The following is a 24,087-nucleotide window of genomic DNA, read 5'->3' as shown; positions in this document are numbered from 1 at the left end:
CGGAACGCTTCACATCATTGAAAAGGAAGGGACCGCGCCCTTGCGGCGCGGTCCGGCCGCCAGGCTCAGGTGCCCGACTTGATCTTGGTCCAGAGCCGGGTGACGACCCGGTTCACCTTGGGATCATAGGCGGTGACGGTGTAGAGGTTTTCCAGCGTCTCGGCCGAGGGATAGATCGCCGGGTCGCCGATCACGTCCTCGGCGAGGAATTCCTGCGAGGCCTCGTTGCCGTTGGCGTAATAGACGTAGTTCGACGCCGCCGCCATGTTCTGGGCATCCATGATGAAGTTCAGGAAGGCCATGGCGCCCTCGGGATTCGGCGCGTCCGCCGGGATCGCCATCTGGTCGAACCACATCAGCGCGCCTTCCTTCGGCGCGTTGTAGGCGATTTCGACGCCGTTATCGGCCTCGGCGGCCCGGTCGCGGGCCTGCAGGATGTCGCCCGACCAGCCGAAGGCCACGCAGATCTCGCCATTGGCGAGCGCGTTGATGTATTCCGAGCTGTGGAACTTGGTGATGTAGGGGCGCACCGCCATCAGCACGTCCTCGGTCTTCTCGATGACGTCGGTGTCGTGGCTGTCGGGATCCTCGCCGATATAGCGCAGCGCGGCCGGGATGATCTCGGTCGGCGCGTCGAGGAAATGCACGCCGCAGGAGGCCAGCTTTTCCATGTTCTCGGGCTTGAAGATCAGCTCGAGGCTGTCGATCGGCGCGCCCTCGCCCAGCACTTCCTGCACCTTCGCGACGTTCACGCCGAGCCCGGTGGTGCCCCACATGTAGTTGATCGAATATGCGTTGCCGGGGTCGTATTTCGCGGTCCGGTCCTTGATCACGCCCCACAGGTTTTCCGAATTCGGCAACTGCGCGAAGTCGAGCTTCTGGAACACGCCCGCCTGGATCTGGCGCTCGAGGAAGGTGCCGGTCGGGACGACGACGTCATAGCCCGAACCGCCTGCCAGCATCTTGGTTTCCAGCAGTTCGTTCGAGTCGAACACGTCGTAGACCAGCTCCAGCCCGGTCTCTTCCTCGAACTTCGACAGCAGCTCCTCGTCGATGTAGTCCGACCAGTTGTAGACATGGACGGTGCCCTCGGCGGCGAGGGCCGCGGTCCCGCAGAGCAGCGCCGCAGAGAGCGGCAGCAGTGCCTTCTTCATTGTTGGTTTTCCCCATTGAACCCTTGTTCTGCGGTCACTCTGTGAAGATTTCCGGCCCTCCGCAAGAGTGCCCGTGCGACAGTCACGGAATTGCCAAGCGTCATGATTGACACCTGCCGCGTTCCTACGCACGGTACGCATCAGCAGCCGCCGGGGCTTTGCCGGACGGCCTTTCCGTTCGTGATCCACAGGTGAATTCCGTGCCCTCCGACATTGCCGCCGACTGGCGGGAAAAGCTTCCGCTGGCGTTCCAGGCCTATCGCGGCGACCGCCGAATCGAAGAAGTCGAATGCGTCATTCCCGACCTCGTCGGGCAGTCCCGCGGCAAGGCGATGCCGTTCCACAAGTTCAATCCCGAGAGCCGGTTCCATTTGCCGATCTCGCTGTTCTACCAGACGATTACCGGCGAATGGGTCGATATCGAGGAGATCGACCAGCAATGGACCGAGACCGACATCATCCTCGTCCCTGACATGAACACCGCCACCGCCGCCCCCTGGGCGGAGGAGGACGTGACGCTCCAGGTGATCTGCGACCTGCAGACCCGGGCGGGCGAGGTGCTGGAGGTGGCGCCGCGCAACGTGCTGCGCCGGGTGCTCGACCGCTACGCCGCCAAGGGCTGGCAGCCGGTGGTCGCGCCCGAGCTGGAATTCTACCTCACGAAGCCGAATGTCGATCCGAACGAGCCGATCGAGCCCCCGGTCGGGCGCACCGGCCGGCGCGGCACCGGACGGCAGGCCTATTCGATGTCGGCGGTCGACGAATACGGCCGCGTCATCGACACGATCTACGACTATGCCGAGGCGCAGGGCCTGGCGATCGACACGCTGATCCAGGAAGGCGGCGCCGGGCAGATCGAGATCAACCTGCTGCATGGCGACCCGCTGTGGCTGGCCGACCAGGTGTTCTACTTCAAGCGGACGATCCGCGAGGCGGCGCTGAAGAACGGCATGTTCGCCACCTTCATGGCCAAGCCGATGCGCGACGAGCCGGGCTCGGCGATGCATATCCACCAGTCGGTGCTGGACGCGAAGACCGGGCGCAACATCTTCACCGCCGAAGACGGGCGCGAGACGCCGGAATTCTACCATTTCATCGGCGGCTCGCAGCGCTACGTGCAGATGCTGATGCCGCTCTTCGCCCCCTACATCAACAGCTACCGCCGCCTCTCGGGCGGGCTCTCGGCGCCGACCAACCTGGAATGGGGCGCCGACAACCGCACCACCGGGCTGCGCATCCCGTCCTCGCCCGCGGAGCACCGCCGGGTCGAGAACCGGGTGATCGGCATCGACTCGAACCCTTACCTGGCCATCGCCGGCTCTCTGGCCGCGGGCTATATGGGTCTCGTCGAGAAGATCGAGCCGCGCGCCCCCGCGGTCGGCGAGGTCTGGACCGAGATCGGCGAGACCATCCCCGAGGGCGCCTACGAAGCGCTCGCCGCCTTCGAGGAGGCCGGCGCCGTGCGGGAAGTCCTCTCCGAGGAGTTCTGCGCCCTCTATGCGGCCATCAAGTCCGCCGAGGTGAACGAGTTCCGGCAGGAGATCTCTCCCTGGGAACGCCAGCACCTGATGCTCAACGTGTAATCGCAACGCGACGCAAAGAAGACCGACCATGCCCCTGAACCACCTGCCCACCGCCGAGCTGCAGGCGCTTGACGCCGCCCATCACCTGCATCCCTTCACCGATGGCGACGCGCTCAACGCCAAGGGCGCGCGGATCATCACCAGCGCGAAGGGCGTGTTCCTGACCGACAGCGAGGGCGAGGTGATCCTCGACGGCATGGCGGGGCTGTGGTGCGTCAACATCGGCTATGGCCGCAAGGAGCTGGCCGAGGCCGCCATGCGCCAGATGCAGGAGCTGCCCTTCTACAACACCTTCTTCCAGACCAGCCACGTGCCCGCCATCGAGCTGGCCGCGCGGCTGGCCGAACTGTGCCCGGGCGATCTGAACCACGCCTTCTTCAACGGCTCCGGCTCGGATTCGAACGACACCAACCTGCGCATGGTCCGGCATTACTGGGCGGCGAAGGGCAAGCCGTCGAAGTCGGTCGTGATCTCGCGCTGGAACGGCTATCACGGCTCGACCATGGGCGGCGGCTCGCTTGGCGGGATGAAGGGCATCCACAAGCAGGGCGGCCTGCCGATCCCGGACATCGTCCATATCAACCAGCCTGACTGGTGGTCCGAGGGCGGCGACATGACGCCCGAAGATTTCGGCCTGATGCGCGCGCAGGAGCTGGAGCAGAAGATCCTGGAACTGGGCGAGGACCGCGTCGCGGCCTTCATCGCCGAACCGGTGCAGGGCGCCGGCGGCGTGATCGTGCCGCCCGCCACCTACTGGCCCGAGATCCAGCGCATCTGCGACAAATACGAGATCCTGCTGATCGTCGACGAGGTGATCACCGGTTTCGGCCGCACCGGCAAGTGGTTCGGGTCGCAGACCATGGGCATCCGTCCCGACATCATGACGCTGGCGAAGGGGCTGAGCTCGGGCTACATCCCGATCGGCGCCTCGATGGTGTCGGACGAGGTGGCGAAGACCATCAACTCGGCCGATGAATTTGCCCATGGCTACACCTATTCCGGCCATCCGGTGGCCGCGGCGGTGGCGCTGGAAAACCTGCGCATTCTCGACGAGGAAGGCATCGTCGAGCGGGCCGGGGCCGAGACCGCGCCCTATCTGGCGAAGGCCTGGGAGAGCCTCGGGGACCATCCGATGGTGGGCGAGACCAAGATCGCCGGGCTGATGGGCTCGCTGGCGCTGACGCCGGACCGCGGGAAACGGGCGAAATTCGCCGCCAAGGAAGGCACGGTCGGCTATATCTGCCGCGAGCGCTGCTTTGCCAACAACCTGGTGATGCGCCATGTCGGCGACCGGATGATCATCTCGCCGCCGCTGGTGATCTCGCGGTCCGAAGTCGACCTGCTGATCGAACGGGCGCGCAAGGCGCTGGACGAGGCCTTCGAAGAGGTCAAGGCGAAGGGCCATTGGCAGGCCGCGGAATGATCCGGAGCCCGGCGGACGTGCGACCAGCCGCAGGGAGACCTTCGGCCGGGGCGCCCCTCGCGGCAGGCAAGTCCTGCCGGGCGGGCCCGGTTTCCCGGGCGGAGCTGCGCTGATGGATATCCTGAGGATCAACGATCCCGAGGGCGAACTTCCGCGGTCGTGGTATGCTGCGACCGCCGACGCGCCGGGGCCGTTCCCGCCGGCAGAGGGCGAAATCCGGACGGATGTCTGCGTCGTCGGCGGCGGCTTCACCGGGCTGTCGGCGGCGCTGCACCTGGCCCGTGCCGGGCACAGCGTGGTGCTGGTCGAGGCCAACCGGATCGGCTCCGGCGCGTCGGGCCGGAATGGCGGCCAGGTCGGCACCGGCCAGCGGGTCGAGCAGATGGAGCTGGAGAAGCTCGTCGGGATCGACGACGCGCGGAAGCTCTGGGAGATCGGGCTCGAGTCGGTGGCGCTGGCGAAGGCGCTCGTCGAGGAGGCGGGCGGCGATGCGGGCTGGGGGCAGGGCATCATCCATGCCGATCACCGCGCCCGCTATGCCGATGACAGCCGCGCCCATGCCGATCACATGGCGCAGCATTACGGCTACGAGCTGATCCGCTATCTGGACCGCGACGAGATCCGCCACGAGGTGGGCTCCCCCGGCTACCATTCCGGCACGCTCGACATGGGCGGCGCGCATCTGCACCCCTTGCGCTACGCCTTCGGGCTGGCGCGGCTCTGCCTTTCCGCCGGCGTGGCGCTGCACGAGGACAGCCGGATCACCGGGATCGAGGGCACCACGGTCGTCACCGGCCGCGCCCGGATCCGCGCCGAAAAAGTCGTGCTGGGGCTGAACGGCTACCACAACAACCTGCTGCCGGGCCTCGCCCAGCGGGTGATGCCGATCAACAATTTCATCGCCGCGACCGAGCCCCTGGGCGAGCGCGCGGCGGAGATCATCCGCAACGGCCATGCGGTCGGCGATTCGCGCTTCGTGATCAACTATTTCCGCCTCAGCGAGGACGGGCGGCTGCTGTTCGGCGGCGGCGAGAGCTATGGCTACCGCTTCCCGTCCGACATCGCCGCCAAGGTCCGGAAGCCGATGCTGCAGGTCTTTCCGCAGCTCGCGGACGTGAAGATCACCCATGCCTGGGGCGGCACGCTGGGCATCACCATGCAGCGCCTGCCGCATTTCGCCGAAGTGTCTCCGGGCGTGTTCAGCGCCTCGGGCTTCTCCGGCCACGGCGTCGCCATGGGCACGCTGGCGGGCAAGATGATGGCCCACGCGGTCGGCGGCGACCGTGCGGACTTCGACCTGATGGCGGGACTGCCCGCCTCGAAATTTCCCGGCGGCGTGGCGCTCAGGGAGCCGCTCTTGGCCGCCGCAATGACATGGTACGCGTTGCGTGACCGGTTCTAAGGAGTAATGAGATGACCGCACTTCAGACCGACAAGTTCTACTATGCGGGCACCTGGATGCAGCCCTCCGGGCAGGACCGGATGGGCGTGATCAACCCCGCGACCGAAGAGCAGATCGCCGAGATCGCGCTCGGCAATGCCGAGGACGTGGACCGCGCCGTGGCCTCTGCGCTGAACGCCTTCGAGAGCTTCTCGCGCAGCAGCAAGGCCGAGCGGCTGGAGCTCTTGGCCGCGATCCGCGCGGTCTACGAGAAGCGGTCCGAGGAGATGGCGCAGGTCATCACCTCGGAGATGGGCGCGCCGATCCGGCTGTCGCGCAATGCCCAGGCAGCGGTCGGGATCGGGCATCTCGACGGCTTCGTCCGCGCGCTGGAGCACATGCAGTTCGAATTCGAGAACCTGCAGGGCGACCTCATCGTGAAGGAGCCGATCGGCGTCTGCGGGCTGATCACGCCCTGGAACTGGCCGATCAACCAGATCGCGCTGAAGGTTCTGGCGGCGCTGGCGGCGGGCTGCACCATGGTGCTGAAGCCCTCGGAGCTGACGCCGCTCTCGGGGCTGCTCTATGCGGAAATCCTCGACGAGGCGGGCGTGCCGCCGGGCGTGTTCAACCTCGTCAACGGCACCGGGCCGGAGGTCGGCGCGGCGCTGTCGAAGCATCCCGACGTCACCATGATGAGCTTCACCGGCTCGACCCGGGCCGGCCAGCAGATCAGCATCGACGCCTCGGCCAACATCAAGCGCGTCGCGCTGGAGCTGGGCGGCAAGTCGCCGAACATCCTGCTCGACGATTGCGATGTCGAGGCTGCGGTCAAGCAGGGCTGCCGGGCGGTGTTCATGAATACCGGGCAGAGCTGCAACGCGCCGACCCGGATGCTGGTCCCGGCCTCGCTCTACGAGCGCGCCAAGGACGTGGCGAAGGCGGCGGCCGAGGCGACCGAAGTCGGCGATCCGGCCGAAGATGGCCGCCATATCGGCCCGCTGGCTTCGGACATCCAGTTCGGCAAGGTGCAGGCGCTGATCCAGCAGGGCATCGACGAGGGCGCGACGTTGCTGGCGGGGGGCACGGGCCGTCCGAACGGGCTGAACCACGGCTATTACGTGCAGCCGACGGTCTTCGCCGATGTCACCAACGGCATGGCCATCGCGCAGGAGGAGATCTTCGGCCCGGTCCTGGCGATGATTTCCTATTCCGACGAGGACGAGGCGGTGAAGATCGCCAATGACACGCCCTATGGTCTCGCTGCCTATGTGCAGTCGGGCGATCTCGACCGGGCGATGGCGGTCGGGCGGCGGCTGCGCGCGGGCATGGTGCGGCTCAACGGCTCGGATCTGGACTACGGCTCGCCCTTCGGCGGCTACAAGATGTCCGGCAACGGCCGCGAGGGCGGCGAGATGGGGATCGAGGATTTCCTGGAAACGAAATGCGTGTCCCGCCCGTGAGGCGGTCAGGCTGAAGGCCGCTCCGCCGAGGCGGGGCGGCCGTCAGGAAGGGCAGGGGGCCGGTCGGCCCCTTGCCGGGTCTCCGCGGCGCGGAACCGCTCAGTTGTTCGGGCAGGTGCCGAGGCTGCGGCAGGTCGCGCCCGCTGACGCGGCTCACGCGCTGGGTTGCCCGCGGGATGCCGCTGAGGGCCAGGGCGGCCGGGCAGTCCTCCTTCCGGAGGCGGCCCTTCCTGCGGATGGGAATGACCGCCGTGGCGCCACGCACCAAGATCTTCGCATGGAAGCGGCGCGTGCCCAAGGCGTCGCCAGCGGTGCCCGGCATTGCCCCATCGCGGCGCCATCGGACCGCGCCCGACGGGCGAGGGCGCATCCGCTGGCAACCCGCTCGTTGCGGTGCCGATCTTTTCATCCTGCGGTGGCTGGCCGGAGAATTCCGGCAGCTCCCAACTGCCGCCGCCGCGGCTGGACGTAAATTCCGCCGCCCGGACATCGCCGGTCGCCGTGTCCATCGCGAGGTGGAACTTGCAGCAAATGAGCGGCGGTCGTGGCCGCAGTGCGGCCGCGAATGTTCTCATGATCTTCCGCGAGGCGCTCGGCGACGCCAACGTGCTGTCCATGGCCGAGCGCCGGACCCGCTTCGCGGTGCTGATCCGGAACAGCGACCGCAAGCCCGGTCCGGTGGCGGACACGATCATCGATGCCCTTGCCCCTGGCGGTCCGGCGGTCGGGCATCTTGGACGGCAGGTGCGGCTTCGGCGCCTGGCGGGAGCTCGGCACCGGCATGGCCACAGGGCGCGGTAGCCATCGGCCTCGGACCGGCGGCCGCGCGATGGCTCACCCTGCGACCCGCAGGCACCGTGGCAGAAGGGCCAGATCGAGACCCTGAACCGCCGCGTGCGCCGCTGCCTGCCCCGGGACACCGCGGTGTTGGCGCTCCCAAATCGATCCATGAGGTCGATTTGCGACCGCCTCAACGCCTCGCCGGGGAAGTGCCTCGGCGACCGAATCCTGGCCGAAGCTTTCCGCGAAGAACGCGCCAGGCTGATCTGAACCGGAACCGGTGTCGCAACCAGGTTGGAACTCACAGGGAAGGCGAAGAACGTTCAGGTGCTCCGGCCAGGACACCATTGCTGTCCGAATGGCAGATCAGCCCCGGCGCCGGTCGGCAATTCTGCCGCGCCATGCGCATCCCATCGACCGCGGGTCTGTTCCGTAGACGGTCCGGCATCTACCAGCCTGCAATCTCCATCGGGACCATTTCCTTCAAGGCCACAAGGTGAAGGCAGCTCCTGTCCGGATGCCTGGCTCCTCGCCAGATGGCCGACGAGCGCCTCCTGCCGATGACCCGGGAGGTTTTCGAGGCTGGCCACCGACGCCATGGCGCCGCCGCCAGCTCGGCAGGCCCCGATGTGAAAAACTTTCACATCCGCCCTTGATAGAAGTTAAGAGGCTTCACATCTAGGGGATGTGAAAGGAATTCACATCAAGGACACACCAAGGGAGACCAAGATGAACGCAGTCGCTTCCTGGCCCGGCCAGGCGGAACAATGGCTCGACCAGCGCGGCAAGGGCGCCTGGATCGCGGCCATGGTTCTCGGTTTCATATTCTTCTGGCCTGTCGGCCTCGCCCTTCTCGCCTACATGATCTGGAGCAAACGCATGTTTTCCGGCTGCAAGAACGCCCGCAAGATGAAGACCGCCAAATACGCCTTCCAGTCCTCCGGCAACAGCGCCTTCGACGCCTACAAGGCCGAGACCCTGCGCCGCCTCGAGGACGAGCAGGAGGCCTTCCAGGACTTCCTGAAGCGGTGGCGCGGTTGACGGGGCTCGAACCCGCGACCTCCCGGACCGGTGGCGGTCCCCGGCGACTGTCCCGGGACGTCCGGTCTTCGGCAGGCGCGTCGGCCTCGGGCAGCAGCTTTCCCTCCGCCCGCGCCTCGGCGCGCCACTTGGGGAGCGCCGCCCGCGATATCCCGCCCCCAACCGCCAAGCGGTTCCAGGGCATTCGCGATGGCCGCCCGGAGCGATGGCGCGACATGGCTCGGTGTTCGGCGGCAGCATCTCCGCGGGAACCGCCGCCTTCCGTCCCGGCCGACAGGCCATGCGCCATCCTGTCCCGCCCGTCTGAATGCAGGAGGGGGCAGTTCCAGGGAAGGTGAAAAAAGGAACAAGGTGGGATCGTAAGTGGACTCCCGGACGGTCCGCATCAACTGGCGGCCATGCGGGCGCAGCGTAGGGACCGGGCGGTCCGGCTCCGTCTTGCAGAGACTCCAGTCACCTGATATTCCTGCCGTGAAATCGACGCATGGTTGGGACACCTTCTCCTTAAGTCCAGGCCCCATTCAGAGCGTCGATGCCCCTATAGCTCAGCTGGTAGAGCAACTGATTTGTAATCAGTGGGTCCGCGGTTCGAGTCCGTGTGGGGGCACCAATAAAATCAAGAACTTAGAGCCGGTTTTGCGATTTTCGGGGGCCTCTTGCGCTGAGATGGGCGACAATTGGGCGACAAATTTCGTATGCTCCCACAGGGGACGAGGCTAATATGCTACTCCCCTCCATGGTGAGGATTGAAGCTAGAATTTTTCACGGTAAGTTTCCATATTTATTATGTATATACATTAAAGTGAGGTCAGTCCTTAAGCGCATAGGGCGAATCGTTTAGAGTCGGGCTCCGCGCGCCCCCCGGCTGTGCTCCTCGGCCAAGAGGGACCCGTAGCCAAATCCGATCAAGCCGATCAATGCTAGGCGCCAGGCCCCTTCGGCGGCCGTGCCGGTCCCTAGGTGCTCTCACCTTTTCGTTGAGCAACCTGTTACGGGGAGATGTTCCGAAGGGCGTCCCACAGGCAGCCGTGTCCCAAGAACAGGGACAGGAGTGACGGGCTCACCCCGTCGCTTTCCAGCGCCTGCCTCGTCATGGCCGCGCGGGAGTCGTCGGGCGCGATGTTGTTGTCGAAGAGTTCGCTTCGAGGCTGTGCGGCGCCAGCTCTACGCCTTGGACGCTGGCGTTACCGTCGTCCTGTCGGCCGGATTTGGAGCGATCGAGGTGCTGAGGCGGGATGACCTGGAGGCGAAGCCCGTCTGGGACGCGGCGCAGCAGGACCAGCGCCTCGGCGTCAACGGTGGATTTAAATGGGTTTGTTTTGCCGGTGGGTTGCTGCCGTCCGGACTTACGTGTTCCCAGCTCCCACGTTGCAAACGGGGAATTCCGAGAACGGACGGTCGCGTAACGCGAGACATGACGAAGGCTGCCAGGCAGCCGGATGGCAGATCGCGTTAACCATGAATTCGATCTACCAGCTCCATCGCTCCCCGGACTCGTGCCAGGTGTGCCTCAGCATGCAAAAGTGGCTCTCGAAGACCTCCGCGCCGCGATCCGGCCCGCAGGCGGTGAAATGGGTATGCGCGTCGATCGCGCCGGGCATGAGCCAGAGCCCGCCGGCGTCGATCGTCCGGGCCGCCTCCGGTCCGGTTCCCGGGGCATGCAGGCCGTCGATGGTGCCGCCGGTGACGGTGACGTCGAGCGGCTGCGCACCGTCCGGGCAGATGGCGAGAGCGCCGGAAATCCTCAGGTCAGGCATTGGCCGCCTCCGCCAGCAGATCCCGTGTCAGCCCCGCCGGATCGGGCAGCTCCCGGAGCCAGCCGGAGGCCTTCAGCAGCCGTCCGAAACGCAGCATGTCCCCGGCCGGGATGCGGTGGTCCTGCGGCCAGAGCCCGGCCGTGCGGTAGAGATCGACGATCCGCGCGATCACCTCCGGCGCGAGATCGGGGAAGGCGGGGGCGACCGTTTCCGCCACCTTCCCGGCATCCGCCTCCGCGAGCCAGGCCAGCGCCTGGGCGATGGCCCGGGTGAAGGCAGCAAAGGCCTGCGGGCCGGCATCGATCGCTCCGGGCCGCGCGATATAGGCACTCCAGGGCACCCCGCCGGTCGCCCCGGCCAGGCTGCAGAGGGCATGGATTCGCCCCTCGGCCATCAGCGGCGCGGCGGCATGCAGGTGATGGATCGCGAAGTCCATGTCCGAGGCGAGGAAGTCGCCGACGGTTGCAGCGGCCTCCGGCTCCACGCGCTCGGCCGCGATCCCCTGCTCGGCCATGACCGCATCGAAGATGAAGCCCGCCGTGCCGATCTTGGCGAGGTCGAAGACCCGCTGCCCGGCCAGGTCGGACAGGGCGAAGCCAGGGACCGGCTCGCGGGCGAGCACGACCCAGGGGTTCGACCGGACCGCGGCGGCGAAGCTGACCAGCCGCTGCCCCTCTTCCGCCAGCTTCATCGTCACCATCGGCCCGCCGATGGTCAGGTCGGCACTGCCGTCGAGCACCGAGGGGATCTGGCCGCCATTGACGGTCTGGCCGCCCGACAGGCTCTGCACGGCCTCCACCCGGAGCCCCTGCCCGGCGAAGAAGCCCAGCCGCTCCGCAAGCACATGCGGCAGATAGTAGATCCGCGCCTCGGTCGGATCGCCGAGATTCATGGTCAGCCGGTACATTTGGCACCTCTAGATTGTTATACAATCATACAACGCATACTTGGACGGGACGGAACAGGCAAGACCGCGTGTGGCGCGCGCAAAAGGCCGAAGCGCCCTGGAACCGCCCGCGGCGGGCCAGGCCTGCGTTCCGTCGGAATCATGGAGCCGTGCGCCGGGTCTCCCGCGGATTTCAGCCGCAGCACCCCAAGCGGCCGGGCCAGCCTGCCGCCGGGCATGGGCATCGGGCGCGTGCCGCTTTGCCTGTCCGACCACGCGGCCATGGATGCCTTCGTCATCTTGCCTGCCCGGTAACGGCCCCGTGGCCCGCAGGCTGGTGCCCGGCCAGGACCGCGAAGGCTTCTGCGCCGTCAGCTTGCTGCCGTCAGCCGCATTCGGGCGCAAGGGCTTCGAGCTGACCGAGTTCGGCCGCGCGGCGCGGATCATCCTCGGCGGCGACTGCCTCGACAAGGGCCCGAGCAATCTCGCGATGCTCGACGCGCTGGCCGATCTGCGCGCCACCGGCGCCGCGCTGACCATCCTTGCGGGCAATCACGACCTGCGGCTGCGGCTCGCCGTCACCGCCTTGGCTGGCCCGCGCACGCCGATGACCGAGCACATTTTCCTGCGCATGGGCCGCAAGATCCTGCCGGCGCTGCGCGAAGTCTTCGACCGCTTCGTCACGCCCGAGGATCTGGCGGCGCTCCCGGATGACGCCGCCTGCCTGGCACGGCTCTCGCCCGGTCCGGACTGGCCCGCCACCTTCGCGGCCGCCGCGCGGGGACGCCTGCCGGAGAAGGCCATCGCCAAGGAGATCCGCAAGCTCGAAGAGAAACGCGGCCAGTTCGCCAAGGCTCTGGACCGCACCGGGCTGTCGGGCCGCGAATTGCTGGCCGCGGTGCTGAAATGCCGGGACGTGTTCTTCGCCCCGCGCGGCGCCTATGCTTGGTTCTACGAGGAAATGGATGTGGTCGCGCGCATGGGCTCGCTGCTTTTCGTGCATGCCGGGCTCTGCGACCGGATGTGCCGGCTGCTGGCCGAGGGCGGCACCGGGGCGGTGAATGCCGCCTACCGCGCGGGCGCCGAGGCCCCGACGCTCGATTTCTATTTCGGCCCGCTCGCCAACCTGGTGCGGACCAAGTACCGCGCCTCCGACTGGGCGCTCGGCGAGGAGGGCGTCGGGCTCCTGCACCGGCGCGGCATCCACATGGTGGTGCAGGGCCATGTCAACAACCATGCCGGCCAGCGGCTGCTGGCCAAGCAGGGGCTGCTGCATCTCGAGGCCGATGTCACGCTCGACCGCGCCTCGCGCAGCCTCGAGGGGCTCGACGGCATCGGCGCCGGCGCGACCTTGATCTTCCCCAGCGGAGATGTGATCGGTCTCAGCCGCGACTATCCGCGTGCCAAGCATTTCGCGCCCGGGCGCGCCGCCTGAACGGAAGGACCGCAATGGCCGACAAGACCACCCGTTTCTCGCATGACTCCCTGCAGGACGCGAAGACGATCAAGACCCTGCTGACCGCGCTGTCCAAGGGCTTCTCCAAGGGCGAGTTGACGCTCGGCGACGATGACAGCGAAATGGTGCTGCAGACCGCCGGGCTGATGAACCTGCGCCTGCGCGCCGAGCGCGAGGACGGCGAATGCCGGGTCAGCCTGCGCGTTTCCTGGACCGATCCCGCGGCGGAACCGGCCCAGAAGGGCGCGCCCAAGATCAGCTCCTGAGCGCTCCCCGCAGCGCGGAGCCCTTTGCGGGCTCCGCAGGCGAGACCGCGCCCCGGCGCCGGAGCGGCACCGCTGCTGCAAGGCATCCTGTCGTCCGCTGGGCAATGTAGCAGAAGTCTGCGTCGGGACGTGATGCCCCTTTCCCTGAGGTGGTCCCCAAAATCCGGACACCCGGCTACCTGGCCGGCATCGAGCCCCAGCGCCTCGGAGATGCGCAGCCCGCAGCCATAGAGCAGCGTCACCACCGCCACGTCGCGCGCCGCCACCCAGGGGTCGCGGGCCTGCAGCTCCACCGTTTCCAGCAGCGCCTTGGCGGCATCTTCGGTCAGCGGCCGGGGCAGCTTGCGGGTATAGCGCGGGGACCGGGTCGAGAGCACGGCGGTGACGTCGAAGCCCTCGCGCTCGGACCACCAGTTGTAGAAGCTCTTGACCGCCGAGAGCGCCCGGGCGCGCGACCGCGCGGCCAGCCCCTTGCCGGTTTCGTGCGCCATCCAGGCGCGCATCGCGGTCAGGTCGACCCCGCGCAGGCTGGACGGTGCGGCGCCGCCCTCGAGATAGCCGGCCATGAAGCCCAGATAGTCGCGCAGGTCGCCGCCATAGGCCAGGATCGTCGCGTTCGACGCATCGTCGAGCGCCCTCAGCGAGGTCAGCCAGCGTTCCAGCAGGTCGCGCGTGGCGGGGGGGAGGTCGATCACGCCAGCAGCCCCCGCAGGGTGCGTTCGCAGACCCGGCCGAAGAGTTCGAGCAGGTCGGTCGCGTGGCTCGGCAGGTACTGGTCGGGATCGGCAGCGCCGATCGCCAGCAGCGCGGCGGGGGCGGTGTCGCCCAGCTCCAGCCGGTAGAGCGCCTCGCTGCGGATCGGCCCGCGGCTTTCGTCATGCAGGCGGGGCATTTTCCCGGGGACGCGGCGCAGCGCGATCGGCACCGGGCGGCCGGAGCGCCAGCTGTCGATGTAGCGGGTGATGTCGCCCACGCCCACCGGCACCAGCACCTCGTGTTCGATCGGCATGCGGCCCTCGACCAGGATCCGGATCGAGGCGGCGCGCAGGATGTCCGCCACGTCGCTGCCGAGGCAGTCGAGGAAGGCCTCGAGCTGCAAGGGCGCGATCATCGAGAGGATCGCGCGGTGCACCTGCGTGGTGGTCGAGACATTCTCGTAGGAGGCCGACAGGACGTTCTGATGCGTGGATTCCAGCCGCGACAGCCGGTCCTCCAGCCGCGCGATCGCCAGCCCCCTGAGGTCGATCACGTTCTTGCCGCGCATCCCGTCATCGGCGGCGATCAGCGCGGCCATCAGCTCGGTGTCCTCCAGCACGGCGGCCGCATTCCTGAGGATCTGGTCGCGCACGTCCGGCTTCACGGCGCTCGCCGTTTCGATATGGGTCATCTGCTCTGGTGCCTCGGTCTTCTTGTTTGCTGCGAGGCTACCCCATTTTCCGCCGCAAGGGAATCTCCGAACCCTTGACGGCGCCGCGCGGGCCGTCAGGCTCGGGGCGTGTCCTTCAGAGAACGAGTGATCCGATGTCCGGTTTTCCCCCTGCCGCCCATGTCGTCCCGCTGGGCGACGGTCCCGCACCCGTCGCCGAAGGCGCCTGGCCCGACCGCGAGATCGTCCGCATCCTGCGGCCCGAGCTGCAGGGCTTCGCCGCGGCGCGGCCAAGGGCGCGGTCTTCGCCCCGCGCCGTGTCCAACCCTCGGCCTCGTAGCGCGCCGCGCTGGTTTCGGCGAGGCCGTCGAGCGCCCGCAGCCGCCCCTTGAGCGCCCGCGCCAGCGCAACGTCCTCCATCAGCGGAATGTCGGGATAGCCGCCGGTCTGGTCATAGAGCCGCCGCGACAGGAACAGGCCCTGGTCGCCATAGGGCAGCCCCAGCACCCGCGCGCGCCAGTTGGCCCAGCCTGCCACCCAGGCCGGCGCCAGCCCCGAGGCGCGGAAGCGCAGCGGGAAATAGCCCGCATGGTCCGGCCCTGCCGCCATGTGACCGGCCAGCGCCTTCACCCAGTCGCCCGACAGCTGCGTATCGGCATGCAGCACCAGGATCCACTCGCCCGAGGCCGCCGCCACGCCGCGCGCCAGCTGTCCGCCCCGCCCCGGCGGACCCGGCACGACCACGGCCCCCACCTCGTCGGCGATCTCCAGCGTCGCATCGGCCGAACCGCCATCGGCGAAGATCAGTTCATGCACCAGCCCCGCGGTCAGGGCGGGCAGAACGGCCTGCAACGTGCTTGGCAAGACATCGCCGGCGTTCAAAACCGGCATCACAACCGAAATCGGCGCCGCCATGACCTTTCCTTTCCTGAGCGTTTAGGTCATCTTTGACCCCGAACGCGCCCCTTACCGGGAGACCTAAATTGCTGCCAGACCAAACTCAACGGCCACGGACGGTGCTGCGCATCTCCGGACCGGAGGCCCGCGACTTCCTGCAGGGCCTGATCACCAACGACACCAAGCGGCTCGACGCGGGCGCGGTCTATTCCGCGCTGCTGACGCCGCAGGGCAAGTACATGTCGGATTTCTTCCTGATCCCGGACGGCCCCGACGCGGTGCTGATGGATCTGCCCGGCGGCCAGGCTGCCGCCGTGGCGCAGAAGCTGGCGATGTACAAGCTGCGCGCCAAGGTGGCGATCGAACCGGCGGAGCTGTCGGTGGAGCGCGGGCTCGGGCCAGTCCCCGCCGACGGCTTCGCCGATCCGCGCCATCCCGATCTGGGCTGGCGCCGCTACGGCACCGACCTCGCCGAGTCGCCCGAAGTCGCGCAGGAGATCGAGGCCCGCCGGGTGAAGCTCGCGGTGCCCGAGGCCGGGGTCGAGCTGATCCCCGACGACACCTACATTCTCGAGGTCGGCTTCGACCGGCTCAACGGCGTCGATTTCCGCAAGGGCTGCTTCGTCGGCCAGGAAATCGTCGCGCGGATGAAGCACAAGCTGGAGCTGCGCAAGGGGCTGAAGCGGGTCTCGGTCTCGGAACCCGTGCCGGTCGGCACCGAAATCCTGTCGGGCGGGGTGACCGCCGGCACGCTCTACAGCCAGGCGGAGGGCACCGGCCTCGCCTTCCTGCGCTTCGACCGGGTGGGCGACGCGATGACGGCGGGCGCGGCCAGCGTGGCGGTGCTCGAAGAAGCGTGAGCCAGCGCGGCCAGCGCGGCCGGGTTCTCGGGCTGCGGTCCCAGCCGCCGGCCTCGATCACGGTAACCTTGACCGACGGGTCCGCCGAAAGCCTTTTCGCGAGCACGGCGCCGGCAGAGCCTGCGCCGATGACGATGTAATCCGTCATGTCCTTCCTCCCATGTCATGTCTTCTGCCGCCCGGTCCCGATGCGCCCGGCCTCTCCCGCCGGGGCGCCGACGCTGGCAGCCTCCTCTGGACCGGAGTTATCCATATGCGACTTTCTTCGTCAATGACTAATCTTTACCACGGATGCGCCTTTTCTGCGGACGCAGCGCCATTCGGAGGCCGCAACCCTGCTTCCCGCCCTGGTCAAGTCATTCTGTTGGAACGGGAAATTTCATCCGGCGCAGCGGATGTCCGACTTGACTAACACGTTCATTAATCGCAAATTTTGTTGGAGACAGCGGATCCGCGCGGCCAAGAGACATCCGGCCGGCCCGGGCCTTCCGGCGCAACAGAAGCAGAACGCAATGACACGCATAGATTTTCCGAAGGTACATCCGTACCTTGCCGGAACCATTTTCGGTTCCATCACCGTGCTCATCTGGAGCATGTACAATATCGGCTCGAAGATCGGCATGGCAGACGGGTTCCGCGCCGCCGACCTGGTCTTCCTGCGCTTTTTCGGCGGCGGGCTGGTGATGCTGCCGGTGCTGTGGCTGGCACGCAGCGCGCCTGCCATCCCGGCCCGGCGCTTCCTGCCGCTGGCGTTGCTGGCTGGACCGGCCTTTGCCTTCGTGATCGCCTCGAGCTTCCAGGCCTCTCCGCTGAGCCATGCGGTGATCATCACGCCCTGCGCCTCTATGATGACGGCGAACCTGCTGGTCTGGCTGCTCGACGGAGACCGGCCCTCGCAGCGCCGCCTCTGCGGCATGGGGCTGATGGTGGCCGGGCTGGCGCTGGTCGGCATCGATGCCTCCTCCGCCCCGGAGGAGCTGAGCGGCTCGACCTTTCTCGGCGATGCGGGCTTCGCCACCGGCGGGGCGATGTGGGGCGGCTATACCTATCTGGTCGGCCGCTGGAAGCTGCCGGCACTGCAGGTCGCGTCGCTGATCACGGTGATCTCGGGGGCAGCGGTGACGCCGGTCTACCTGCTGCTTGCCGACTGGCCGGCGGTCGCCGCCTCGGGCTGGGCCGAGCAGGTGCTCTACCAGGGCGTGGGCGGCGGTGCGCTGGCTTTCGCCTTCTTTGCGCTGACGGTGTCGCGGCTCGGCGCGGCGCGGGCCTCGCTGTTCTTCGCGATGGTGCCGCCGATGGCGATCCTGATGGCGATCCCGATGCTGCACAGCATTCCCAGCCAGCTGCAGGTCGCAGCCATCGCGCTGGCGGTGACGGGGATCGGGATGTCGCTGAAGCGCCCGGCCGCGCAAGGCGGCTGACCCGGCGCGCCACAGGAGACGCGCCGGGGATTGAGGGCCGGGAGGCGCCGGATCAAGTCCGGCGCGGGAGCTCCTGCGGCCCGATTTTTCCGCGGTCGAGGACATCGTCCGCGCCACCGCCCTGACCGTCGGTTTCGCGCTGGCGGGCGTCACCATCGGCGGCCTCGCGGGGCTGGTCCTCGCGCCCTTCTACCACCTGCGCGCGGTGCGCCTTCCGGCGATCGCGCTGCGCTCCGTCCATGAGCTGTTCTGGGCGCTCCTGCTGATCGCCGCGATCGGGCTCGGGCCGACGGCGGGGGTGCTGGCCATCGCCCTGCCCTACACGGGCATCTTCGCCAAGGTCTTCGCCGAGCAGATCGAGGAGGCCGACCCGCGCCCCGCCGCCTGGCTGGGGCCGAAGGCGGATCCGCTGACCCGGTTCCTCTGGGCGCGCGCGCCGCTGGCGATCCGGCCGATGTGGAGCTACTGGCTCTACCGCTTCGAATGCGGGATGCGCGCCTCGGCGGTGCTGGGCTTCGTCGGCCTGCCGACGCTGGGCTTCCAGCTCGACGCCTTCTTCAAGATCGGCAATTACGGCGCGGTCAGCGCCGTCATGGCGGTCTATGTCCTCCTGATCGCGACGATCCGGCTCTGGATGCGGCCGCGCGCCGTGCCGGTCTGGATCCTCGCGGCCTTCGGGCTGCTCGCCAGCATCCCGGTGCCGCCGATGGGCCAGGGCGCGCTCCTTCGCGCGCTCCATGACATGGTCCCGGCCCCGGTCCGGAACGGCGACTGGGCGGGGCTGGCCCCTTGGCTCGGCGACCGGCTCACCGGCGAGATCCTCCCCGGCCTCTGGTCGACGCTGGTGGCGGGGCAGATCGCGCTGGCGCTGACCGGGGCGATCGCCTTCCTCGGCTTCGGCCTGGTGGTCCGCGAAGTGGCGGGACGCGCCGGGCGCGTGGGCGCGGACCTCGTGCTGATCCTGCTGCGCAGCTTCCCCGAATACATGCTGGCCTATCTCTTCCTGCAGATCTTCGGCCCGTCGATGCTGCCCGCGGTGCTGGCGCTGGCCCTGCATAACGGCGCGATCATCGCCCATCTGACCGGGCGCGAAGCCGCCGGCGTCACCCGCGAGCTGCGTGCCGATGCGCCGAAGGGCCTGACCCTCTGGGGCTGGGAGCTGGTGCCGCGGCTCTTCGGGCCGTTCCTGGCGCTCTGCCTCTACCGCTGGGAGATCATCCTGCGCGAGACCGCCGTCATGGGCCTTCTGGGCGTCGCGACGCTGGGCTTCTATGTCGACACGGCGATGCAGCAGCTCCGGCTCGACCGGGCGCTGGTGCTGCTGATCGCCTGCGGGCTGATGACGGCGGCGGTCGATGCGCTCAGCCGCGCGATCCGCGCGCGCCTGCGCGCCTCCACGCCGCACGAGGTCAAGCCCGACACCTGCTGACGAAGGTTACTCCGGCTGCTGCGCCACGACCGGGCTTTCCGGCTGGGTCGGCGCCGCCGGGCGGACCAGCTCGTAATGCACCCGCCCGTCCTGGCTCCAACTCCGGATCCGGGGAACCGATGCACCGATTACAGCGAATCTGAGCGCGCCGCCATTGTTTGTGCTCGCGCTCAGGTTCGTGCCGGTCAACGCAATGGCGGCCTCTCGGGTTCCGGCCAGATACGCCTCCGTGAGGAGTGCCCCTTGCATCCGCGCCAAGCGGAGGTCTGCCGCCTGCAGCCCGGTGGAGCTGAGATCGGCGCCGCGCAGGTCAGCATGGTCCGGGGCCCAGCGGGTCAGTGTCCCGCGCTTGGTGCTGCGCTCCGTCGCCCAGGCCTCGGGTCGGGCGCCGCGAAGAAGGCGGCGCAGTCTTCCGCCCCGAGCCGCCGGGACCAGTGCTTGCACCAGACTTCCCGCAGCCTGTCCAGATGCGGCATCTTTTCCGCATCCGAGAAATGCGGCGGGCCGCAGGTTTCGGCATCCAGCCCCTCGCGCGCGCACCATTCGTTGCGGAAGCGGCGCTTGTGGATCTCGCAGGGAAGCCAGTCCGCAGGCAGGGGGGCAGCACCTCTTCGCGGAGGCCGGCGGAGGCGAGCGCGAGATTTGGCGGGACGGGGCTCCGGTCGGCAATCCATGCCACTATCGGCGCCAAGTTGACCGGTCCGAAGCTGTCGTCCACGGTCTTGATCTGCGTCAGCGTCGCCGTCGCCGTCGCGGTTGCCAGCGTGGCGGCGATGGCGAGACCGTGGCGCCATGTGAAAATGCCCTTGCGCCCCTTCAGGTCATCCCGCAGGCGCGACCAGCTGGCAAGGCTGGCATGGAGTGCAAAGAGCGCGCAGGTCAGGGCCGAATAGCTCATCACCCAGTCATGGGCAGGCCAGCTGCGCCACCATGCGTATCCCAGCGCCAGGGGCCCGGCGCACCAGACCAGCAGGATCGCCGTCACCGTGGCGAGCAGGTCGAGCGGGCGGGCCTCTGCCGATCCGTCCTTGCGCCAGCGCAGGACGAGGTCGTTGAGCAGCCAAGGCAGGACATGCACCTCCAGCCGCGTGCCGTTGACATGCGCCGGAGGGACCATCAGCGCGGCGGTGCATTTGCGCACGAAGAGATGCAGGTAGACGTGCAGCGCGGCGCCGAGGATCGGGGCGGCGACGAAGAAGCTGGTCGTGGGGATCGACACGCCGACCAGCGGCAGCTCGGTCTGGCGGCTGTCGAGGAAGAAGTCCATATCCTCGACGCCCAGCAGCGTCACCGTGACGAAGGCCTGATAGGCTAGGAGCCCGAACCAGTTTGCCCGCCGACCCGCGTCAGGTCGTTGATCCGCGCGATGGCGAGGTCCCTGCCGTCCTGTTCCAGGCTGACAGGGAGCGCGGCGCGCGGGCGGCCATGGGGGAAAAGGCGGTTGGTCATAATGTGGCAAGACTGTCGCAGTCCGTGGCTCTGGAAAAGAGAGCTATGGCTGAATTTGGGTGACGCGGCTTGAGGACCGCAGCGGCGGCGCGGTCGTCCCGGACGCGGAACGGGCAGGGTCAGGCGGCCTCGCGCTTGCTGCCGCCGCGGATCACCCGCAGCGCGGCGCTGCCGGAAATCGCGCCGCCGAACATGCCGTGCTGGGTCTTGTCCCAGTAGAACGGCTTGTGCAGCATCTCGAAGAGCGCCTTGCAGGCGGCTGCGCTCGCGAGCGTGAAATAGAGCGGCAGGGTCAGCGCCCAGGGCAGCAGCCTCAGCCGTCCGGTGCGGTGCAGCGCCATTGCCGCCATCGCTGCCATCACCAGTTCGCTCAGCCCGAAGAACAGCGCGATCGCCGCCATCAGCGGATCGGGCACGACCTCCCGCACCGGATGCGCGATGCCGAAGGGAATCACCCAGAGCGACCAGAGCAGCGGGGCGAGCATGAACTGGACCAGCGTGCCGAGGAACATCGCCTGGAAGCCCCAGAACCGGCGCGCCCCGAGTTCGCGCCACAGCAGCCGCGGCTGCCGCATGTGGACTGCATAGGTCATCGCATAGCCCTTCAGCCAGCGCGAGCGCTGCTTGATCCAGGGCCAGGGGATGCAATTGGCCTCTTCCCAAGTGGTCATGTCGAGGATTTCGGTGACATAGCCCGCCCGCGCCAGGCGGATGCCCAGATCGGCATCCTCGGTGACATTGTGCGCGTCCCAGCCGCCGAGGGTTTCCAGCACGCTGCGGCGGAAGAACACCGTCGTGCCGCCCAGCGGCACCGCGAGTCCCAGATTGGCCACCCCCGGGAGCATCACCCGGAACCAGGCGGCGTATTCCATGGTGAAGCAGCGCGACATCCAGTTGAGCCCGGTATTGTAGAAATCGAGGCAGCCCTGCAGGCAGGCGACGCGCGGTCCGGCGGAGGCGAAGCGGTCGGCCACCTGGTGCAGCTGGCCGGGCTCGGGCGCGTCCTCGGCGTCATAGATGCCGACGATGCTGCCGCGGCAGAAATCCAGCGCGTAGTTCATCGCCCGGGGCTTGGTCTTCAGGCGGCCGTCGGGGACGGTCAGCACCCGCATCCATCCCGGCAGCTGGCTGGCCGACAGCGTCGCATGGGTCACGTTGTCATCGGCCTCGACCACCAGGCAGACATCGAGCAGCGCCTCGGGATAGTCGAGCTTTTCCAGGCGCCGCACCAGTTCTGTGGCAATGCGCTCTTCGCGGTAGAGCGGCACGAGGATCGAGATCACCGGCAGCTGGCCGGGGCGGCCGTCGCCATGCAGCTCCAGGATCTCCGCCCCCTGGGGCGGCGTCCCGCGGGCGAAGAGCGTGGCGCATTTCAGCACGGTCAGCCCGGCGAGGCTGAGGCAGGCGACGAGCAGCAGGATGGCGCAGAGCCAGGGAACCGACAGCATCCCGCCGAGCAGGCAGGCCGCGACGGCCAGCCCGGCGCCGGTGCGGAACGGCATTCGCTCGGCGTCAGCCATCAGGCCAGGGCCCGCGACAGCGCCGATGCCGACGGCTTCATCGAGCCGGGGCTCTGGACCGGGATCGGCCGGGCGCGCTCGGGCTGCGGGGCGGCGCTGGTCGGCTCGGCCGACCAGGTGCTGACCAAACTCGAGCGCTACCGGAAGATGGGGATGCGCGCCTTCATCCTCTCGGGCTATCCGCATATCGACGAATGCGAACAGGTCGGCCGCCTGGTGCTGCCCCATCTGAAGACCTGCTCGCTGCCCCATGAATACGGGCGGGTGCCCGCCGCGCCCCCCGCAACCCCTCTTGCCGCCGGAGTCCGCCGCTGATGGAACGCGTGTCCCTTGCCCCCGACCTGACCTTTTCGCGCCTCGTCTACGGCATGTGGCGGATCGGCGACGATGCCGACACCTCGCCGAAGCATGTCCAGGCCAAGATCGAGACCTGCCTGGCGCAGGGCATCACCACTTTCGACCAAGCCGACATCTATGGCGGCTACACCGCCGAGGCGATCCTCGGCGACGCGCTGCGTGCCGCGCCGGGTCTGCGCGAGCAGATGGAGATCGTCACCAAATGCGGCATCGTCGCGCCGGTCGGCCGCCATGCCGATGCCAGGGTGAAGCATTACGACACCAGCCGCGCCCATATCTTCGCCGCGGTCGATCATTCCCTGCGGGACCTCGCCACCGACCGGATCGACCTGCTGCTGATCCACCGCCCCGATCCGATGATGGATCACGAGGAGACCGGCCAGGCGCTCGACGACCTCGTGGCTTCGGGCAAGGTGCGCAGCGTCGGCGTGTCGAATTTCCGGCCCTGGGATGTCGAGCTGCTGGAGTCGCTGATGGCGCAGCCGCTGGTCACCAACCAGATCGAGATCTCGCTGTCGCGGGTCGCGCCCTTCACCGACGGCGACCTGGCCTTCCACCAGCGCCGCCGGGAAGCGGTCATGGCCTGGTCGCCCCTGGGCGGCGGCAGCCTGATGACCGGCAAGGGCCATCTCGCCGACATCATGGACGATCTCGCCCGGCAGCACGGCACCGACCGCGCCGCCATCGCGGTGGCCTTCCTGCTGGCGCATCCCGCCAGGATCCTGCCGGTGCTCGGCACCAACAGCCTGGAGCGGATCGCCCGGATCGGCGAGGCGGCGCAGGTCGCGCTGGGACGCGAGGACTGGTTCCGCCTCTACGAGGCCGCGCTCGGCCGCGAAGTCGCGTGACCGGCGCGACTTTTTTCGCGCCAGGGTAGGGCGCTCCGCCCCGGCATGGGCTATGAGGAACCCAAACGTGGTCCCCCGGGGGAGGAAATCGGATGAAGCCGTTGATCGCGGCGGCGCGCCTCCTCGGCGCCGTCAACAGCGGGCTGCTGGCGGCCGGGCGCTGGCTCGGCGTGGCAGCCATCGCGGCCATGGTCGCCGCGACCCTAGCGCCGCGGCCTCCGCCAGAGCCTTCTCCTTGCGTCTCAGCTCGCGCTCATCCGGCGGGCAGACAGTCCCCCGGATCGGTATGATCGGGTCTGCACCGTGCTCGAGGATCGCGGCACGGCAACGGCGTGTATCGCAGGCGCCATCGGCAGTGACCGTCTCGATGTCTTCTTCTTCCGGGATCTGCGTCAACAAATCAGGCAGGCCGGGACTGTCACCCTGCCTGCCCAAGGTGAACCCGACTGCACGAATATCGCCTGTAGCGGTGTCCATTGCCAAAAGCACCTTCCGCCATTCGCGCCTGCGCATCGCACCGTGCTTGAACGCCAGCCACTCACCGTCGCCACGAAAGCGAATGCGGGTGCTGTCGATCAGCAGGTTCAAGGGAGCGCCGGAACCCCGATATGGGGTCTGCACGGCGATCCGAGCCTGGTGCCCGCACAGGCTCGAATAGTCCGGTACCGGCCAGTCCGGACCCGCCATTGCCCTTCTGGTCCGCCTGGGCTGGTTCAAGCGCGTCCACGGCAAGTCTCTGGATGCCCGGCA

At 68.2% G+C, this 24,087-nt stretch carries 19 protein-coding genes, 1 tRNA gene and 6 pseudogenes; 14 read left to right on the top strand and 12 right to left on the bottom strand.

The genetic code is table 11. The annotated features are described in order from the left end of the window. Positions 1-65 precede the first annotated feature (65 nt). On the bottom strand, positions 66-1,154 hold the full coding sequence (locus tag C7T91_RS06940) for a polyamine ABC transporter substrate-binding protein (protein ID WP_108258626.1): 1,089 nt from the start codon (positions 1,152-1,154) through the stop codon (positions 66-68). Positions 1,155-1,354: 200 nt separating this feature from the next. Here C7T91_RS06940 and C7T91_RS06935 point away from each other — a divergent pair, with 200 nt between their 5' ends. From C7T91_RS06935 to C7T91_RS06920, 4 genes are all read left to right on the top strand, one after another. After that, entirely contained in the window at positions 1,355-2,737 is a 1,383-nt protein-coding gene (locus tag C7T91_RS06935) for a glutamine synthetase family protein (protein ID WP_236638072.1), read from the top strand. A 28-nt stretch (positions 2,738-2,765) separates the two neighbouring features. Next, positions 2,766-4,160 carry an aspartate aminotransferase family protein gene (locus C7T91_RS06930; RefSeq protein ID WP_108258625.1) on the top strand — a complete coding sequence of 465 codons (1,395 nt, stop codon included), beginning with the start codon at positions 2,766-2,768 and terminating at the stop codon, positions 4,158-4,160. A 112-nt stretch (positions 4,161-4,272) separates the two neighbouring features. Next, positions 4,273-5,562, top strand: a complete 1,290-nt coding sequence (locus C7T91_RS06925) for an NAD(P)/FAD-dependent oxidoreductase (RefSeq protein ID WP_108258624.1) — start codon at positions 4,273-4,275, stop codon at positions 5,560-5,562. 11 nt (positions 5,563-5,573) lie between these two features. After that, a complete protein-coding gene (locus tag C7T91_RS06920; protein WP_108258623.1) occupies positions 5,574-7,004 on the top strand; it encodes an aldehyde dehydrogenase family protein in 1,431 nt (476 codons plus the stop codon). Positions 7,005-7,158: 154 nt separating this feature from the next. Here C7T91_RS06920 and C7T91_RS34965 read toward each other — a convergent pair. Next, a pseudogene (locus C7T91_RS34965) lies at positions 7,159-7,569 on the bottom strand (hypothetical protein); the annotation flags it as partial. Between the two features lie 8 nt (positions 7,570-7,577). Here C7T91_RS34965 and C7T91_RS06915 point away from each other — a divergent pair. The 3 genes and pseudogenes from C7T91_RS06915 to C7T91_RS06905 all read left to right on the top strand — a co-directional run bounded on the left by C7T91_RS06915 (position 7,578) and on the right by C7T91_RS06905 (position 9,435). Continuing rightward, positions 7,578-7,805, top strand: coding sequence for a hypothetical protein (locus C7T91_RS06915; RefSeq protein ID WP_108258622.1), 228 nt, complete (start codon positions 7,578-7,580; stop codon positions 7,803-7,805). Between the two features lie 708 nt (positions 7,806-8,513). Continuing rightward, positions 8,514-8,819, top strand: a pseudogene (locus tag C7T91_RS06910) (DUF2852 domain-containing protein); the annotation flags it as partial. 540 nt (positions 8,820-9,359) lie between these two features. After that, positions 9,360-9,435 (top strand) — tRNA-Thr (locus C7T91_RS06905). Between the two features lie 859 nt (positions 9,436-10,294). On the opposite strand, the gene C7T91_RS06900 is transcribed toward C7T91_RS06905, so the two are convergent. After that, positions 10,295-10,582 (bottom strand): hypothetical protein, encoded by a 288-nt coding sequence (locus C7T91_RS06900; RefSeq protein WP_108258620.1) that lies wholly within the window; start codon positions 10,580-10,582, stop codon positions 10,295-10,297. After that, a complete protein-coding gene (locus tag C7T91_RS06895) occupies positions 10,575-11,489 on the bottom strand; it encodes an ABC transporter substrate-binding protein (protein ID WP_108258619.1) in 915 nt (304 codons plus the stop codon). The genes C7T91_RS06900 and C7T91_RS06895 overlap by 8 nt, the downstream gene beginning before the upstream one ends. Before the next feature lie 301 nt (positions 11,490-11,790). Between C7T91_RS06895 and C7T91_RS06890 the strand changes: the two genes are divergently transcribed. Together C7T91_RS06890 and C7T91_RS06885 are read left to right on the top strand one after the other, a co-directional pair. Next, positions 11,791-12,903 carry a metallophosphoesterase gene (locus C7T91_RS06890; RefSeq protein ID WP_236638071.1) on the top strand — a complete coding sequence of 371 codons (1,113 nt, stop codon included), beginning with the start codon at positions 11,791-11,793 and terminating at the stop codon, positions 12,901-12,903. Between the two features lie 14 nt (positions 12,904-12,917). Continuing rightward, complete coding sequence (locus C7T91_RS06885; protein ID WP_108258846.1) at positions 12,918-13,190, top strand: amphi-Trp domain-containing protein; 273 nt, start codon at positions 12,918-12,920, stop codon at positions 13,188-13,190. A 419-nt stretch (positions 13,191-13,609) separates the two neighbouring features. On the opposite strand, the pseudogene C7T91_RS34960 reads toward C7T91_RS06885, so the two are convergent. Beyond that, positions 13,610-13,885 (bottom strand): annotated as a pseudogene (locus C7T91_RS34960) (site-specific integrase); the annotation flags it as partial. Next, complete coding sequence (locus tag C7T91_RS32300; protein WP_108258618.1) at positions 13,882-15,471, bottom strand: DUF484 family protein; 1,590 nt, start codon at positions 15,469-15,471, stop codon at positions 13,882-13,884. The gene C7T91_RS32300 and the pseudogene C7T91_RS34960, both read right to left, overlap by 4 nt. A 101-nt stretch (positions 15,472-15,572) precedes the next feature. On the opposite strand from C7T91_RS32300, the gene ygfZ reads away from it, so the two are divergent. Beyond that, the gene (gene ygfZ, locus C7T91_RS06870) at positions 15,573-16,313 is read left to right on the top strand and encodes a CAF17-like 4Fe-4S cluster assembly/insertion protein YgfZ (protein ID WP_236638070.1); all 741 of its coding nucleotides are present in this window, start codon (positions 15,573-15,575) and stop codon (positions 16,311-16,313) included. A 28-nt stretch (positions 16,314-16,341) separates the two neighbouring features. Here the strand turns inward: ygfZ and C7T91_RS06865 are convergent. Then, positions 16,342-16,461 (bottom strand): annotated as a pseudogene (locus tag C7T91_RS06865) (lycopene cyclase family protein); the annotation flags it as partial. 364 nt (positions 16,462-16,825) lie between these two features. Between C7T91_RS06865 and C7T91_RS06860 the strand changes: the two are divergent. Next, positions 16,826-17,734 (top strand): DMT family transporter, encoded by a 909-nt coding sequence (locus tag C7T91_RS06860; RefSeq protein WP_161555777.1) that lies wholly within the window; start codon positions 16,826-16,828, stop codon positions 17,732-17,734. A 205-nt stretch (positions 17,735-17,939) separates the two neighbouring features. Beyond that, on the top strand, positions 17,940-19,163 hold the full coding sequence (locus tag C7T91_RS06855; RefSeq protein ID WP_201742010.1) for a PhnE/PtxC family ABC transporter permease: 1,224 nt from the start codon (positions 17,940-17,942) through the stop codon (positions 19,161-19,163). Positions 19,164-19,169: 6 nt separating this feature from the next. Here C7T91_RS06855 and C7T91_RS39160 read toward each other — a convergent pair whose 3' ends face one another. The 4 genes from C7T91_RS39160 to C7T91_RS06835 form a co-directional block, all read right to left on the bottom strand. Continuing rightward, entirely contained in the window at positions 19,170-19,472 is a 303-nt protein-coding gene (locus C7T91_RS39160) for a pentapeptide repeat-containing protein (protein ID WP_407943271.1), read from the bottom strand. Position 19,473: 1 nt separating this feature from the next. Next, the gene (locus tag C7T91_RS34955) at positions 19,474-20,454 is read right to left on the bottom strand and encodes a hypothetical protein (RefSeq protein ID WP_236638069.1); all 981 of its coding nucleotides are present in this window, start codon (positions 20,452-20,454) and stop codon (positions 19,474-19,476) included. A gap of 20 nt (positions 20,455-20,474) precedes the next feature. Then, positions 20,475-20,612, bottom strand: coding sequence for a hypothetical protein (locus tag C7T91_RS32295; protein WP_161555776.1), 138 nt, complete (start codon positions 20,610-20,612; stop codon positions 20,475-20,477). Positions 20,613-20,731: 119 nt separating this feature from the next. Further along, entirely contained in the window at positions 20,732-22,132 is a 1,401-nt protein-coding gene (locus C7T91_RS06835; RefSeq protein ID WP_108258613.1) for a glycosyltransferase family 2 protein, read from the bottom strand. Here C7T91_RS06835 and C7T91_RS06830 point away from each other — a divergent pair. Both C7T91_RS06830 and C7T91_RS06825 read left to right on the top strand, forming a co-directional pair. Further along, a pseudogene (locus C7T91_RS06830) lies at positions 22,115-22,447 on the top strand (LLM class flavin-dependent oxidoreductase); the annotation flags it as partial. The gene C7T91_RS06835 and the pseudogene C7T91_RS06830 sit on opposite strands and share 18 nt — an antisense overlap. After that, complete coding sequence (locus tag C7T91_RS06825) at positions 22,447-23,337, top strand: aldo/keto reductase (RefSeq protein ID WP_108258612.1); 891 nt, start codon at positions 22,447-22,449, stop codon at positions 23,335-23,337. The pseudogene C7T91_RS06830 and the gene C7T91_RS06825, both read left to right, overlap by 1 nt. A gap of 132 nt (positions 23,338-23,469) precedes the next feature. Here C7T91_RS06825 and C7T91_RS06820 read toward each other — a convergent pair. Continuing rightward, positions 23,470-24,024 (bottom strand): annotated as a pseudogene (locus tag C7T91_RS06820) (IS5 family transposase); the annotation flags it as partial. Between the last annotated feature and the right edge of the window lie 63 nt (positions 24,025-24,087).

It is taken from the genome of Mangrovicoccus ximenensis, from assembly GCF_003056725.1.
Classification (GTDB): Bacteria; Pseudomonadota; Alphaproteobacteria; order Rhodobacterales; family Rhodobacteraceae; genus Mangrovicoccus; species Mangrovicoccus ximenensis.
This window is presented reverse-complemented; position numbering and strand designations above follow the sequence as displayed.

Coding starts and splice junctions, on each gene's coding strand:
- C7T91_RS06940 (WP_108258626.1), bottom strand. CDS start 1,154: ATGAAGAAGGCACTGCTGCCGCTCTCTGCGGCGCTGCTCTGCGGGACC.
- C7T91_RS06930 (WP_108258625.1), top strand. CDS start 2,766: ATGCCCCTGAACCACCTGCCCACCGCCGAGCTGCAGGCGCTTGACGCC.
- C7T91_RS06925 (WP_108258624.1), top strand. CDS start 4,273: ATGGATATCCTGAGGATCAACGATCCCGAGGGCGAACTTCCGCGGTCG.
- C7T91_RS06920 (WP_108258623.1), top strand. CDS start 5,574: ATGACCGCACTTCAGACCGACAAGTTCTACTATGCGGGCACCTGGATG.
- C7T91_RS06915 (WP_108258622.1), top strand. CDS start 7,578: ATGATCTTCCGCGAGGCGCTCGGCGACGCCAACGTGCTGTCCATGGCC.
- C7T91_RS06900 (WP_108258620.1), bottom strand. CDS start 10,582: ATGCCTGACCTGAGGATTTCCGGCGCTCTCGCCATCTGCCCGGACGGT.
- C7T91_RS06895 (WP_108258619.1), bottom strand. CDS start 11,489: ATGTACCGGCTGACCATGAATCTCGGCGATCCGACCGAGGCGCGGATC.
- C7T91_RS06885 (WP_108258846.1), top strand. CDS start 12,918: ATGGCCGACAAGACCACCCGTTTCTCGCATGACTCCCTGCAGGACGCG.
- C7T91_RS32300 (WP_108258618.1), bottom strand. CDS start 15,471: ATGGCGGCGCCGATTTCGGTTGTGATGCCGGTTTTGAACGCCGGCGAT.
- C7T91_RS06860 (WP_161555777.1), top strand. CDS start 16,826: ATGACACGCATAGATTTTCCGAAGGTACATCCGTACCTTGCCGGAACC.
- C7T91_RS32295 (WP_161555776.1), bottom strand. CDS start 20,612: ATGACCAACCGCCTTTTCCCCCATGGCCGCCCGCGCGCCGCGCTCCCT.
- C7T91_RS06835 (WP_108258613.1), bottom strand. CDS start 22,132: ATGGCTGACGCCGAGCGAATGCCGTTCCGCACCGGCGCCGGGCTGGCC.
- C7T91_RS06825 (WP_108258612.1), top strand. CDS start 22,447: ATGGAACGCGTGTCCCTTGCCCCCGACCTGACCTTTTCGCGCCTCGTC.